General features: G+C 70.1%; 13 protein-coding genes. 8 read left to right on the forward strand and 5 right to left on the reverse strand.

The annotated features are described in order from the left end of the window. Positions 1-44: 44 nt before the first annotated feature. The 3 genes from ACFQU4_RS33795 to ACFQU4_RS33805 all read right to left on the reverse strand — a co-directional run bounded on the left by ACFQU4_RS33795 (position 45) and on the right by ACFQU4_RS33805 (position 2,978). The gene (locus ACFQU4_RS33795) at positions 45-1,376 is read right to left on the reverse strand and encodes an ABC transporter substrate-binding protein (protein ID WP_377500748.1); all 1,332 of its coding nucleotides are present in this window, start codon (positions 1,374-1,376) and stop codon (positions 45-47) included. Between the two features lie 243 nt (positions 1,377-1,619). Then, positions 1,620-2,027 (reverse strand): VOC family protein, encoded by a 408-nt coding sequence (locus ACFQU4_RS33800; RefSeq protein ID WP_377500750.1) that lies wholly within the window; start codon positions 2,025-2,027, stop codon positions 1,620-1,622. A gap of 48 nt (positions 2,028-2,075) precedes the next feature. Further along, positions 2,076-2,978, reverse strand: coding sequence for a helix-turn-helix transcriptional regulator (locus ACFQU4_RS33805; RefSeq protein ID WP_377500752.1), 903 nt, complete (start codon positions 2,976-2,978; stop codon positions 2,076-2,078). Between the two features lie 102 nt (positions 2,979-3,080). Between ACFQU4_RS33805 and ACFQU4_RS33810 the strand changes: the two genes are divergently transcribed. The 3 genes from ACFQU4_RS33810 to ACFQU4_RS33820 are packed head-to-tail and all read left to right on the forward strand — an operon-like array spanning position 3,081 to position 7,743. Next, a complete protein-coding gene (locus tag ACFQU4_RS33810) occupies positions 3,081-4,553 on the forward strand; it encodes an MFS transporter (RefSeq protein WP_377500754.1) in 1,473 nt (490 codons plus the stop codon). 32 nt (positions 4,554-4,585) lie between these two features. Further along, the gene (locus ACFQU4_RS33815) at positions 4,586-5,176 is read left to right on the forward strand and encodes a TetR/AcrR family transcriptional regulator (protein WP_377500756.1); all 591 of its coding nucleotides are present in this window, start codon (positions 4,586-4,588) and stop codon (positions 5,174-5,176) included. Positions 5,177-5,178: 2 nt separating this feature from the next. Then, positions 5,179-7,743, forward strand: a complete 2,565-nt coding sequence (locus tag ACFQU4_RS33820) for a PEP/pyruvate-binding domain-containing protein (RefSeq protein ID WP_377500758.1) — start codon at positions 5,179-5,181, stop codon at positions 7,741-7,743. 10 nt (positions 7,744-7,753) lie between these two features. Here the strand turns inward: ACFQU4_RS33820 and ACFQU4_RS33825 are convergent, their stop codons facing one another. Next, positions 7,754-8,110, reverse strand: a complete 357-nt coding sequence (locus ACFQU4_RS33825; RefSeq protein WP_377500760.1) for a VOC family protein — start codon at positions 8,108-8,110, stop codon at positions 7,754-7,756. A gap of 82 nt (positions 8,111-8,192) precedes the next feature. Here ACFQU4_RS33825 and ACFQU4_RS33830 point away from each other — a divergent pair, with 82 nt between their 5' ends. The 3 genes from ACFQU4_RS33830 (at position 8,193) to ACFQU4_RS33840 (ending at position 10,690) form a co-directional block, all read left to right on the forward strand. Continuing rightward, positions 8,193-8,783: a DNA-3-methyladenine glycosylase gene (locus ACFQU4_RS33830; RefSeq protein ID WP_377500762.1), complete on the forward strand. Its 591-nt coding sequence runs from the start codon at positions 8,193-8,195 to the stop codon at positions 8,781-8,783. Between the two features lie 153 nt (positions 8,784-8,936). After that, the gene (locus ACFQU4_RS33835) at positions 8,937-10,061 is read left to right on the forward strand and encodes an SH3 domain-containing protein (RefSeq protein ID WP_377500764.1); all 1,125 of its coding nucleotides are present in this window, start codon (positions 8,937-8,939) and stop codon (positions 10,059-10,061) included. Positions 10,062-10,225: 164 nt separating this feature from the next. Beyond that, positions 10,226-10,690, forward strand: coding sequence for a hypothetical protein (locus ACFQU4_RS33840; RefSeq protein ID WP_377500766.1), 465 nt, complete (start codon positions 10,226-10,228; stop codon positions 10,688-10,690). A 249-nt stretch (positions 10,691-10,939) separates the two neighbouring features. Here ACFQU4_RS33840 and ACFQU4_RS33845 read toward each other — a convergent pair whose 3' ends face one another. Further along, on the reverse strand, positions 10,940-11,284 hold the full coding sequence (locus ACFQU4_RS33845; RefSeq protein WP_377500768.1) for a VOC family protein: 345 nt from the start codon (positions 11,282-11,284) through the stop codon (positions 10,940-10,942). 198 nt (positions 11,285-11,482) lie between these two features. Here ACFQU4_RS33845 and ACFQU4_RS33850 point away from each other — a divergent pair, with 198 nt between their 5' ends. Then, entirely contained in the window at positions 11,483-11,731 is a 249-nt protein-coding gene (locus ACFQU4_RS33850; protein WP_377500770.1) for a hypothetical protein, read from the forward strand. Positions 11,732-11,874: 143 nt separating this feature from the next. Further along, positions 11,875-12,663: a class I SAM-dependent methyltransferase gene (locus ACFQU4_RS33855; protein WP_377500772.1), complete on the forward strand. Its 789-nt coding sequence runs from the start codon at positions 11,875-11,877 to the stop codon at positions 12,661-12,663. Positions 12,664-12,668: the final 5 nt, after the last annotated feature.

Genomic DNA, 12,668 nt, shown 5'->3' on the forward strand with positions numbered 1-12,668 from the left:
TCTGGGGTTGCGGGGCTGGGCGGGCCACGTCCGACACCCGCCGTTCAGCCCTGCGCCTTGATCGCCTTGGCGACGGCGTCCTGGAGCTTGGTCAGCGCGTCCCGGGCCGTGGTCTTGCCGCCGAGCACGGACTGGGTGAAGGTGTCCATCGCCGGCGTCCCGTCGACCGTGGTGACGCCGAGGAAGAGGGCGTCCGAGCCGGGTGCCGCCCAGGTCCGGGCGATCGGCTGGTACTCGGTGATCGCCTTGACGGCGTTGGCGTCCTTGCGGAAGCCCTCGGTCTCGGTGATCGACTTCAGCGGCGGCAGCCCGATGCCGGTGTTCTCGGTCCAGAGCGGCGCCATGTTCTTGTAGTAGTAGGTGAGGAACGCCTCGGTCGCCGGCTGGCTCGGGGTGTTGGTGTACATCATGATGTTGTTCGGGAAGTAGAGCATGCCCTTCGTCCCGGCCGGGCTGGTCAGCGGACTGCCGACAGTCAGCTGCTTCGCGATGTCGCCGCCGACGTTGTTGGCCAGGCCCGCGGTGTCGAAGCCCATCCCGTACTTCTGCGCCTTCCACTGCGACTGCGCGTTGTCGCTGGTGTAGGTCGGGCTGGCCGGGTCGACGTAACCCTTGCTGACACACTCCAGGACGAACTCGATCGCCTCGATGTTCGCGTCGGTCAGCATGTCCGGCTGCTTGTCGGCGCCGAACAGGCCGCCGCCGTTGTTGATCATCCAGCTGACCAGGATGTGGCTGCCGGTGAACGCGCCGGAGCCGGCCGCGGTGCCGTAGCCGTAGACGCCGATCTTCTTCAGCGCGGCGCAGGTCTCGAGGAAGCCCGCCCAGTCCTTCGGCGGTTCCGCATCGGCCTTCTGCAGCAGGGATTTGTTGTACCAGAGCACCCGCATGTCGAGGTTGTACGGGATCGCCGCGAACCCGTTCTCGACCTTCATGGTGTCGATCAGTCCGGGCAGGAAGTCGTCGTAGAGACCGTCGGCCTTCCAGGACTCGAGCAGCCCGTCGGCGTACGCGATCTTGCCCTGGGCCTCGAACTGGAAGGCTTGGGTGCCGCCGCCCGAGCTGGCCGCGGGACCGGTGTTGGAGGCGACCGCGGAGGAGAACGTCTGGGTGAAGTTCGCCCACTGGATCACCTGGTAGCTCGCGGGGTTGAGCCCCTCGGCCGGCTGGTAGGCGGTGGTGATCTTCTCGTCGGCCACGTTGAACTCGGTGTTGCCCCACGGCATGTTCCAGAACTTGAGCGGGGTGGTGCCGCCGGCCCCGCCGTTGTTGGCTGCCCGGTTGCATCCGGCCAGCGCACCCGCTCCGGCGATCCCGGCCGTCGCGGCCAGGCCGAGGAACCCCCGACGGGGGAGCGGGGTGAGCGATGTCGCCATGATCTGCCCTTCCGCGGCCCACGCGGCGTCGCGGGGCTGCTGTTCGGCGATGAACGAAAAGTGTCGCAGGTTGACGAAAAGATTCGTGCAACTTTGCTCAGCATGCTCCCGGCTCAGGGCGATGTCAACCATCCGGACGCGACAAAACCCGAGCCTCACAACGGAAGCTCGGGCCTTGTGGGTTTCGGCGTGCGGCCGGAAAGATCGCTGGTTAATCGCGAAACATTGTCTGGACCAGGTGAATCAGTTCTGCCAGAGGGCGAGGCAGAACGGATGGCCGGCCGGGTCGAGCAGCACCCGCCAGGTCTCGCCGGGCTGGTGCTCCGGCTGGGTCGCGCCGAGCTCGACGGCCTGCTTCGCCACCGCCTCGATGTCGTCGACCTTGAGGTCGAGGTGGAACTGCTTGGCGCTGTCGTCGTCCGGCCACGGCGGCGGCGTGTAGTGGTCCACCTTGCCGAACCCGATCGCGGGCCCGCCGTCGCCGGTGATCATGGCGACGTTCTCGTCCTGGTAAGCGACCGTCATCCCGAGCAGCTTCGTGTAGAAGTCGACCAGCGGCGCCGGATCGGCGCAGTCGATGGTGAACATCGCCACGCTGGCCGGCGCGGCGGTCTTGGGCTCTGGCCCGGTGGACTCGTGCTCTGTGCTCATGACCTCGAGTCAACCCCATTCGGCCGGCCCAGGCTTGAAGAAATCCGACTAGCCGACCTGCTGCAGCGGCGGCCGGGCGCAGCGTCCGTAGCGGGCCTGGTCGGACCAGTCGGTGAACGGCTTCGGCCCGGCCTGCTGCCAGCGGTGCAGGGTGTGCTCGGTGGCGGCGTCGACCGGGCAGTAGATCACCATCCGCAGCCCGGCCCGCGGCTGCAACCACTGGCTGGCGGTACGGAAGCGGAGCAGCCCCGCCGTCGGATGCTGGAACAGCTTGGTCCGGCCGCCGGGCTGGGCGACCCGATGCTCCGCCCAGGTGCTCCGGAACTCCGGGGAGATCTCGATCAGCTCGTCGACCAGGTCCTGCCAGTTCGGCTCGCCGAGGTGCTCGGCCAGGGCCGCCCGGTAGAGCCCGATCAGATGCGCCGACTCCAGTTCCCAGTCGGCCATCATGGTTCGCCAGCGCGGCTCGGCGAAGACCAGCCAGAGGTTGTTCCGGCGGCCGGGCGGAAGCTCCTGGGTCGAGCCGAACAGCTGCTCCGACGGCCGGTTCTGGGTGATCACGTCCAGCCGGGTGTTGACCAGGCAGGCCGGCAGCGGCGCGACCGCATCCAGCACGTGCCGGGTCACCGGATCGACCTGGGCCGCGTCGTCGACGGCGGGCGGTGCGGCGGCGCCGGCCAGGGTGAACAGGTGGGTCGTCTCGCCGCCGTCCAGCCGCAGCGCACCGGCGATCGCCTCCAGCACCGACGGCGAGGCGTTGATCGGCCTGCCCTGCTCGAGCCAGGTGTACCAAGTGACCCCGACCCGGGCCAGCTGGGCGACCTCCTCGCGCCGCAGCCCGGGCGTGCGGCGCCGCCCGCCGCCCGGCAGGCCGACCTCCTCGGGCTGCACGCGTTCCCGCCGGGAACGCAGGAAGGCGGCGAGTTCGGTACGGCTGACCGCGGTGGACATGCGTCCATCGTGCACCGTCGCACTGACGGGTTTCCAGGTGCTTCCGGTACCAGGATGAGGACGCTCTGGTACCAGGTTCCCGGCGAGTCCAGGGTGATCATCGTGACCGACGAACGTCTGCTGACCCGACCGCTCCGACGCACCCCGAGGCCGGCGACGCGAGAGCGGACGAGGAGCGGCGTTCCGGGCCTGGTGGTGATCTTGGCCGGCGCCTTCCTGGCCACCGGGAGCTTCTTCGTGATCAACGTCGCGCTGCCGACGATCGGGCTCCAGCTCGGCGCGGACCCGGGCCTGCTGCCGTTGCTGGTGGCCGGCTACAGCACGCCGTACGCCGCGCTGCTGGTGGCCGGCGGCCGGCTGGGCGACCGGTACGGCCGGCGCCGGATGTTCGTCACCGGAGCGGCGGCCTTCGCGGTGGGCACCCTGTGCTGCACGATCGCGCCGGACTTCTGGACCCTGGTCGCGGCCCGGCTGCTGCAGGGGTCGGCGGCGGCGCTGCTGACCCCGCAGGTCCTCGGCACGATCCAGGCCAGCTTCAGCGGGGCTGCCCGGCAACGCGCGATCGCCTGGTTCGGCTCGACCCTGGGCCTGGCGGCGGCCGGCGGTCAGCTGCTCGGTGGCGTGATCGCCGAGTACGACCTCGGCGGCCTGGGCTGGCGGGCGATCTTCCTGCCGCTGGTCTTCGTCGCGGCCCTGCTGGCCCTGCTGGCGATCCGGCTGGTGCCGGAGACCACCGGGCAGGCGGTCAAGATCGACATCCTCGGCGCGGCCCTGCTGGCCCTGCCCTTGGTCCTGCTGCTGTTGCCGCTCAGCCTCGGGGCGCGGCTGGGCTGGCCGCTGTGGACCTGGCTCAGCCTGGCCGCGGCGGTCCCGGCGGTGTTGATCTTCGTCGCCGTGGAGCGGCGGATCGAGGCGGCGGGCCGGGTGCCGCTGCTGCCGCCGTCGCTGTTCGCGTTGCGACCGTTCCGGCGCGGACTGGTGACGGCGCTGGCCTTCTTCCTCGGTCTGGGCGGCTTCTTCCTGGTGATCGGCTTCGTACTGCAGGGCGGGCTCGGGCTCGGTCCGCTCGGCGCGGCACTGGTCCTGACGCCGTACGCGCTCAGCTTCCTGGCCTGCTCCTTGATCATCCCCTGGCTGGTCCGGCGGTTCGCCGGCCGGGTGATCATCGCGGGTGCGGCGATCCTGGTCGTGGTCAACCTGATCATCGCGGTGCGGTCGCTGCTGACGTACCCGACTCTCAGCGGGGTGGCCCTGCTGCCGGAGCTGATCATGCTCGGCGTGGGGCAGAGCCTGGTGATGATCCCGGTGTTCGGCCAGGTGCTGGCGCAGCTGCCGGCGGAGCGCGCCGGTACGGCGGCCGGGGTGCTGACCACCACCCAGCAGATCGGCATCGCGCTCGGTGCGGCCGCCTTCGGAGCGGTGCTGTTCGCGGCCCCGCACGGCCCGGCCCACTCGCCCGGCTGGGCCTGGCTGACCGCGGCCGTGTTCGCCGGGATGGCTGTGCTGGCAGGGATCACGGCGATCTGCGCGGGCGTCGGCCGTCGTGGTGATGAACGTCGCATGAACGGACGTTGACCATCGGCTGAACAGATGTTTAGTCTGGTCGGGTGAGCGAGGACTCGGGTCTGACCAGGATTCGGGAGGCCGCGGTCGAGCTGTTCGGCCGGACCGGCTTCGGCGGTACGACGGTGCGGGCGATCGCTGCCCGGGCCGAGGTGTCGCCGGCGTTGATCATGCACCACTTCGGCAACAAGGACGGCCTGATCCGGCACTGCGACGACTACGTCCTGGGCCACATCGAGAAGCTGCGGGACGACTACCTGCGGGGCGGGACGACGATCGACTCGGTCACCGACTACCTCAGTGATCATCCGGAGCTGATCGCGATGACCCGCTATCTCGGCCAGGCCCTGCTGATCGGCGGCGCGGCCAGCCGTCGGGTGTTCGATCGGATGATCGACACCGCTCGCAACAACCTGGTCACCGGGATCGAGGCCGGCCGGATCCGGCCGGTGGACGATCTCGAGGCCTACGCGGCGATCCTGGCCAGCTGGAACGCCGCATCGTTCATGCTCGGCGACGCCATCGCGGCCCGGCTGGGCGGGGCCAGCCTGCTCGATCCGGGCGTCCTCGAGCGCGTCAAGGACGCGGCCGACGATCTGCGGAGCCGCGGCATCCTCCTGCCCCCGAAGGAATGATCATGATCTTCGTACGTGAGCTCGCCGACCCCGGTGCCGGACTGGCCGACGTCGGCGGCAAGGGCGAGTCCCTGGCCGCCATGATCGGCGCCGGCTTCGACGTCCCGGACGGCTTCCATGTGGTCACCGACGCCTACCGCGCCTTCGTCGAGGAGCATGGACTGCGCGGGCCGATCAACGCGGCGCTGGCCCGGGTCGAGCCGGGCGATCGGAGCAGCACCGCGGCCGCGTCGGCCGAGATCATCGGCCTGTTCGGGGCCTGCCCGATGCCGGCGGCGGTCGGGACCGCGATCGAGAAGGCGTACGCCGACCTCGGCGCACCGCCGGTGGCGGTCCGCTCGTCCGCCACCGCCGAAGACCTGGAGTCGGCCTCGTTCGCCGGTCAGCAGGACAGCTTCCTCAACATCCGCGGGCCTGAGCAGCTGCTCGCCGCGGTCCGGGACTGCTGGGCCTCGCTGTGGACCGAGCGGGCGATCGGCTACCGGGCCCGGCAGGGCATCGACCATGATCAGGTCGCGCTCGCCGTGGTCGTCCAGCGGCTGGTCGAGGCGGACGCTTCGGGCGTGCTGTTCACCGTCGACCCGGTCACCGGTGCCGCCGACCAGGTGGTGATCAACGCGGCCTGGGGGCTCGGCGAGGCGGTGGTCAGCGGTGCCGTCACGCCCGACGTCCTCCGGGTCCGGCGCGGCGACCGGACGGTGATCGAGACGACCGTCGCCGACAAGGCGATCATGACCGTGCTGACCGACGGCGGCACCGAGGAACGCCCGGTCCCGGACGACCTGCGGACCGCGCCGGCGCTGACTTCCGAGCAGGCGGTATCCCTGGCCGAGCTGGGCATCCGGCTGGCCGACTGGGCCGGCTCCGAGCGCGACGTGGAGTGGTGCCGGACCGGTGACCGGCTGCAGATCGTGCAGTCCCGGCCGGTCACCGCGGTCGCCGCCGAGCCCGTACCGGAGCGTGGGCCGGATCCGTGGAACGACGCCCGGGACAGTGATCATCTGTGGGCCAACACCAACGTGGGCGAGGCGATCCCGGACGTGCTCACGCCGGCGTCCTGGTCCGCCGTCCAGCTGTTCATGGCCAGCACGATGCCGACGGCGAGCATCCCCGGCCACCTCGGGTACGGGAGGATCGCCGGCCGGATCTACCTCGACCTGTCGATGCAGGCCAGCCTGATCGGCGCGTTCGGCGTCGGGCAGGCCAGGTTCCGGTCCATGATCGGCACCCTGTTCGGCCGGATCCCGGAGGACCTGGCGATCCCGAAGGCGGAGATCAGCCGGTCGCGGGCGATCCGGACCCTGGTGCCGATCGTGGTCGGGATGCGGATCCTGGTCCGCCGGAACGCGCCCAAGATCGATCGGTACGTCGCCGAACACCCGGCCCTCTGCGAACGGCGCCGGGCCGAGATCGCCGGGATCGAGGACCCGATCGCGCTGGCTGCACTGTGGACCGGCACCCTCCGGTCGGAACTCGACCAGGCCAGCGAGATGCTCACCGCGGCGACCCGGAGCGCCGGGATGGGACCGATCACGACGCCGGAGAAGCTGGCCCGCCTGGTCGGCGAGTCGGAGGCGGCCAAGATCACCTCCGGGCTGGGCGCCGCCGCCGGCCAGCTGGCCAGCCTCGGCCTGGTGGCCGGCCTTGATCAACTGGCCCGCGGCGAGCTCGACCCGGAGACCTTCAACCGGCGCTACGCCCACCGCGGCCCGCACGAGTTCGAGCTGTCCAGCCCGCGCCCGGCCGAGGACCCGGACTGGATCGAGCAGCGGCTCGCCGAACGGGGGGACGGGCCCGACTTCGGCACCATGATCACGCGGCAGGAGGAACGGCAGCGCGAGGCGTGGGACCGGCTGGCGGCGGCCCATCCGAAGCAGGCGGCGCGGCTCCGGCCGCTGCTCGCCCGGTGGGCGAAGATGAGCCGGGATCGCGAGCAGACCCGCAGTGAGGTGGTCCGTTACTTCTGGGTGATCCGTGACTTCGTCCGGCGGGCCGGCGAGTTGCTCGGGATCGGCGGCGACGCGTACTTCCTCGATCTGGACGAGCTGGTCGCCGCCCTGCGCGGGGCCCCGGTCGATGCGATCTTGATCAGGGAACGCCGGGACGCCTACGACCACTACCGGGCGCTGCCCGCTCCGCCGAGCCTGATCCTGGGGCCGTTCGACCCGTACCGCTGGGCCGCCCAGCCGGACCGGCGGACCGACCTGTGGGCGCCCGGACGCGCCGATGATCATGAGACCGGCGCCAGGGTGACCGGCTTCGCCGGCGCCGGCGGGATGGTCGAGGGCATCGCCCGGGTGATCATGGACCCGGCCGACGGCGATCGCCTGCAGCAGGGCGAGATCCTCGTCACCTCGATCACCAATGTCGGCTGGACTCCCTTGTTTCCCAGGGCTTCCGCGGTCGTCACCGACATCGGTGCGCCGCTCTCGCACGCGGCGATCGTGGCTCGCGAGCTCGGCATCCCGGCCGTCGTCGGCACCGGCACGGCGACCATGCGGATCACGTCCGGGGACCGGATCCGGGTGGACGGTTCGGCCGGAACGGTCGAGCTACTGACCAGCTAGGCGGACAAGGTCAGCGCGCGAGCGGGTGCGAGAAGTCGAACTTGACGCCCGGGACGCCGTCGACCTCGAGGACGGCGGAGCGCTCGCCGTACTCTATGTCGGACGGGCCGCGGACGATCCGCGCACCCCGGCCGGCCGCCGCCGCGGCGTCTGCGTCGACATCGTCGGTGGCCAGGTGGACGACGAGGTGACTGGTGGTCGCGCCGGGCTCGGCGGGGGCGTTGATCCAGACCGGGATCCCGGACGGCGGCAGCACCGAGGCGAACCGGCCGAAGTCGCTCTCGATCGTCCAGCCGAACACCTCACTGAGCGCCCGGACCGCCCGGGAGGGATCATCGTTGATCAGGGTCACTGCGCGTATGGACATGGGTCTCCTCCGCCGTCGGGCCACCCACGTTAGCGGCTGGCTACCATCATGATCATGATCCGCCCGACGAACGCCGCCGCCGATGGTTGATCTTGCTCGCCCGGTCGCGCAGGTGGCGCCGCGGCTGCTGAACGCCGTGCTGCGGAACGGCGACGTCGCGGTCCGGCTGACCGAGGTGGAGGCGTACGACGGCGCCGGCGATCCGGCCTCGCACGCGTACCGCGGCCGGACCGATCGGAACGCGATCATGTTCGGCCCGCCCGGCTTCCTCTACGTCTACTTCTCCTACGGCGTGCACTGGGCCGCGAACGTGGTCTGCGGTCCGGACGGCCGCTCGGCCGCGGTGCTGCTCCGGGCCGGCGAGGTGATCGACGGGATCGAGCTGGCCCGGTCCCGGCGGCTGTCGGCGACCAAGGATCGTGATCTTGCTCGCGGCCCCGGCCGGCTCACCCAGGCGCTCGGGCTGAACGGCGAGCACCGGGGCGCCGACCTGTTCGGCGACGGCCCGGTCACCCTCACCCCCGCGGCCCGGCCGGCCCGCGACGTGGCGACGGGTCCGCGGGTGGGCGTTTCGGTCGCGGCGGAGCGGCCCTGGCGGTTCTGGATCGAAGGTGATCCCAGCGTGTCGCCGTACCGGAGGAGCCCCCGCGCACCCGTACCCGCCAAGGACTGAAACGCCTGGTCCGGAGGACTTCCTGCAGGTTTTTTGTGGTCACGTTTGCCGAATCCGGCACCCGTGTGGTTAGACTGCCAGCGTTTGGTAACGGTTTGATAAACGCAGGAGGCAGATTTCGTGGTACGACCCCGCCGCGCGGCGCGACCGCCCATGTTCGTCCGGATCGCCCGCATCGGGATTCCGGCCGTGGTTGCGGGCGCCCTGGCGACGGGGGTTGCTGTGGCGTATTGGCCCCAAACGGCGCCAGTCACTGCGGAGCCGCCAATCCCCTCGTCAGCGACACCGCTGACCGACACCCGCGAGGACCGGCCGGATCGGAGCACCGACCGCCCGTCCACGCCACCCGACGACAAGGCCGCCAAGGAGAAGGCGGCCAAGGAGAAGGCTGCCAAGGACAAGGCCGCCAAGCTGAAGGCCGCCGAGAAGAAGGCTGCTGAGGAGCAGGCCGCCAAGGACAAGGCGGCCAAGGAGAAGGCCGAGCAGGAAGCCGCTGAGAAAAAGGCCCAGGAGGAGAAGGAATCGGACAGCGACTCCGAGGGAGCGGGGTCGCAACAGTCCGGTGACGGGTCCGAGGATTCGGACAAGTCTGGGGACTCGGAGGAGAAGTCGGGGGACTCGGGATCCGAGGATGCGTACCGGGCGCCGACTGACTGGGAGGAAGTCGGCGACCGGTACGTGACCACGGCCCTCAACCTCCGGATCGAACCCAACACGGACGGCAAGATCGTCAAGGTCCTGCCCGAGGGCTCGAAGGTCACGGCAACCTCGACCGAGGAGGGTGACTACACCCTCGTGATCTACTCCGACGAGCCGCGCTGGCTGGCCACCGAGTACCTGTCCAAGACCAAGCCCGAGCCTCGCGAGGACGACGGCGGTTCCTCGGACGACAACGACGGCTTCTCGTCCGCACCGTGCCCGAGTGGTTCGGGGATGGAGGACGGCCTCACCGACGACGCGATCCGCGTGCACCGTGCGATCTGCGCTCGCTTCCCGTCGATCACCGACTACATCGGTGTCGTGGACGGATCGGGTTACCACCCGTCCGGCCGCGCCGTGGACGCCATGGTGGACGGCGACCTCGGCTGGGAGGTGGCGTACTGGCTGAAGGACAACGCCAAGGCCCTCGGCGTCATGGAAGTCATCCACGCCCAGAAGATCTGGACCGTCCAGCGCAGCAGCGAAGGCTGGCGCTCGATGGAGGATCGTGGATCGGTTTCCGCGAACCACTACGATCACGTGCACATCTCGGTCTACGGAAACGAAGGCACCGGATAGTCGATCGTCTCGGATCTGCCCGGCCGGAACATGTCCGGCCGGGCAGAGCCATGTCCCGGGGTCCCCGCGAAGTTGTTCGGAGGAGCGCAGCGGGGGAGGGCAACTTCGTGGGGTGGGTCTTAAGTTCCTTGTGCGGTGCGTCACACCGTGCCTAGAGTTCAGATGTGGGTTGGCTGGTGCTCGGATATCTGGTGTTCGCCGGCCTGCTGTGCGGACTGGCGGCCCTCTGGTGGGCCGGATCCCGGTGGCGGCGGCACCGTCGATTCGAGTCTCCCGAGACCGACCTGCTGGAGCGGGTCGCCGAGGTCGTACGACAGCGGGCCGAGCATCACCGCAACGTGTCCGCACTCAGGCACCAGTGCGGCATCCCGATCGAACGCCTGGCCGCCGACCTGCGCCGACTCCGCCGGATCATCGCCGTCGACGCCAGCTCCTCGGCCGCCCACCAACTCGGCAACCGCCTCGCCTACGACCGGCTGCTGATCCAGACCTGCGCGATGCTCGGCATCGAGCACGAGTTGGCCACCGACACCGCCGGCCACGCCCGTGACATCGAACGCCTCCGTGTCGAGGCCGAACTCGAACGCGCCGGCCTGATCCTCTCCACCGGCTACGGCCGCGCCGCCTAACCGGCCCCGCCCAACCACCCCGCCCAACAACCCCGCCGACCGGGCACAAAAGCAGGCGTTCTGGCGGCGCGTCGCTGCGTTGGTGCCCGGTCGGCGCGGATGGATCGGGGACTGATGCTGACGTGGGTCGCCGGTGGATTGGTTTGATGATGCGGGCTGGCGTTGTCGCGAAGGTCCCTCGCTCTGGGCAGAAACCGCGGAAATCGGCCCGATGTGGCCAGAGCGGGGGTCATTCGCGACATCCGCCGGTCAGGCCGTGGCGACGGGATCCTGGAACAGGCTGAACTCGACGCCCTGGTCGTCGGTGCAGTGGGCGAACGCGCCCGACGGGATGGTCACCGGGTCCTGGGCCGTTCCGCCGAGCTCGCGGACCCTGGCCAGGGCGGCTTGAAGATCATCGACCGCGAAGTAGATCCGCGGGTGCCGGGAGGCGTCGTCGTGCGGCGCGCCGCCCATCGGCGAGGGCCCGTGGATCATCGAGTAGCCCGGGAAGTTCCCCGCCGTGAACCTCCAGTCGAACAGCGAGCCCCAGAAGCGTTCCGTGGCGTCGATGTCGCTGCTCGGAACCTCGAAGTAGGTGACGTTTCCGTTCATGATCTTCCCTTCGATGTCACCTGTCGGTCGGCTACGTGCTCAAGCAGGTGCACGCCTCCCTGCGCGCGGCGATGGACGAGGCGCTGCGACCGCTGGAGCTGACGGTTCCGCAGTACGCCTGCCTCGAGCTGCTCGGCCAGGCAGCCGGGCCTCTCCAACTCCGACCTCGCCCGCGGCGCCTTCGTCACCCGCTAGTCGATGAACCTCGTCGTCCGCCGGCTCCAAGATCACGGGCTGCTCACCCGGCCTGATCAGGCTCCCCATGGGCGGAGCCGGCCGACCGAGCTCACCGCCGAAGGTCGCGCGCTGTTGCGGAAGGCCAGCGTCGCGATCCGCGCCGTTGAGAAGCAGGTCTTCTCGCCACTGTCTCGCGAACGGCAACGTCGGCTCCGCGAGGACCTCGCCGCCTGTGTCACGACGACCCCTGCGGACCACCCCGACACCTGACGCGCGTCCGGCCGACCCGGAGGGGATCCGCGACCGTTCGACCCAGCCGCGACTGGTGCAACGGTCGCGGACACGATGAACGGTCGCGGCTGCGGGGTCTGTCGAGACGGGCTCGGCACGTTCGCGGTGTTAGGTTCGCGATCGTGCCTCACTGCTGGGAGAACACCGCAGATGTTTACGTACGTTCCTTCGCGGGTCTCTGCGCCGGCACGGTCGACGAGATTCTTCGTCGCCTCGGGCCGGGTGACGCGTCGCGACGTCTGCTGGACATCGGGACGGGTCCCGGCACGGTGGCGGCGGCCGCGAAAGACAGCGGCTACGCGGTGATCGGGTTGGACAGCGATTCTTCGATGATCGCTCTGGCCTCGCGCCGCCATCCTGGGATCGGCTTCGGCCTGGCCTCGATCGAACGCTTGCCGTGTCGTGATCAGACCTTCGAGGCGATCACGGCCAACTTCGTGGTCAATCACGCGCCGGACCCGCGCAGCGCTACAAGGGAGCTGTTTCGAGGTCTTCGTTCGGGCGGGCGCCTCGTTGCCACGATCTGGAGCTCGCAGCCTGTGTCGCTCCATCAGCTCTGGAACGACGTAATGGCACAGGCGGGTGTCTCGCCTTCGTCGGCCCCTCGGCTCCCAGCTGCGCTCGACTTCGAGCGAACGCCGGAAGGGTTCGGCGGGATGCTGGCTGAGGCCGGCTTCGAGCAGGTTGATTGCCGGGAACTGCGGTGGACGTTCGAGATCCGGCCGGACGATCTCTGGGCCGCGGTCGAGGCGGGCATCGCCGGTATCGGGCAGACCTTCCGCAACCAGGACGCCGCGGGCAGGGAGCGGCTGCGCGCCGCCTACCGCGAGCTCACGGCCGTGGACCGGAGAGCCGGAGTCTTGAAGCTGCCCTCGATCGCTCTGGTCGCCTCGGCTGACCGGGTGCGATAGACGAC

The organism is Microlunatus sp. GCM10028923, from assembly GCF_042666975.1.
In the GTDB taxonomy this organism is placed as follows: Bacteria; Actinomycetota; Actinomycetes; order Propionibacteriales; family Propionibacteriaceae; genus Microlunatus.

Bases quoted from the DNA above. Each gene is read 5' to 3' on its own strand.
- ACFQU4_RS33795 (WP_377500748.1), bottom strand. From the start codon at position 1,376: ATGGCGACATCGCTCACCCCGCTCCCCCGTCGGGGGTTCCTCGGCCTG.
- ACFQU4_RS33800 (WP_377500750.1), bottom strand. From the start codon at position 2,027: ATGAGCACAGAGCACGAGTCCACCGGGCCAGAGCCCAAGACCGCCGCG.
- ACFQU4_RS33805 (WP_377500752.1), bottom strand. From the start codon at position 2,978: ATGTCCACCGCGGTCAGCCGTACCGAACTCGCCGCCTTCCTGCGTTCC.
- ACFQU4_RS33820 (WP_377500758.1), top strand. From the start codon at position 5,179: ATGATCTTCGTACGTGAGCTCGCCGACCCCGGTGCCGGACTGGCCGAC.
- ACFQU4_RS33825 (WP_377500760.1), bottom strand. From the start codon at position 8,110: ATGTCCATACGCGCAGTGACCCTGATCAACGATGATCCCTCCCGGGCG.
- ACFQU4_RS33830 (WP_377500762.1), top strand. From the start codon at position 8,193: ATGGTTGATCTTGCTCGCCCGGTCGCGCAGGTGGCGCCGCGGCTGCTG.
- ACFQU4_RS33835 (WP_377500764.1), top strand. From the start codon at position 8,937: ATGTTCGTCCGGATCGCCCGCATCGGGATTCCGGCCGTGGTTGCGGGC.
- ACFQU4_RS33845 (WP_377500768.1), bottom strand. From the start codon at position 11,284: ATGAACGGAAACGTCACCTACTTCGAGGTTCCGAGCAGCGACATCGAC.
- ACFQU4_RS33850 (WP_377500770.1), top strand. From the start codon at position 11,483: ATGAACCTCGTCGTCCGCCGGCTCCAAGATCACGGGCTGCTCACCCGG.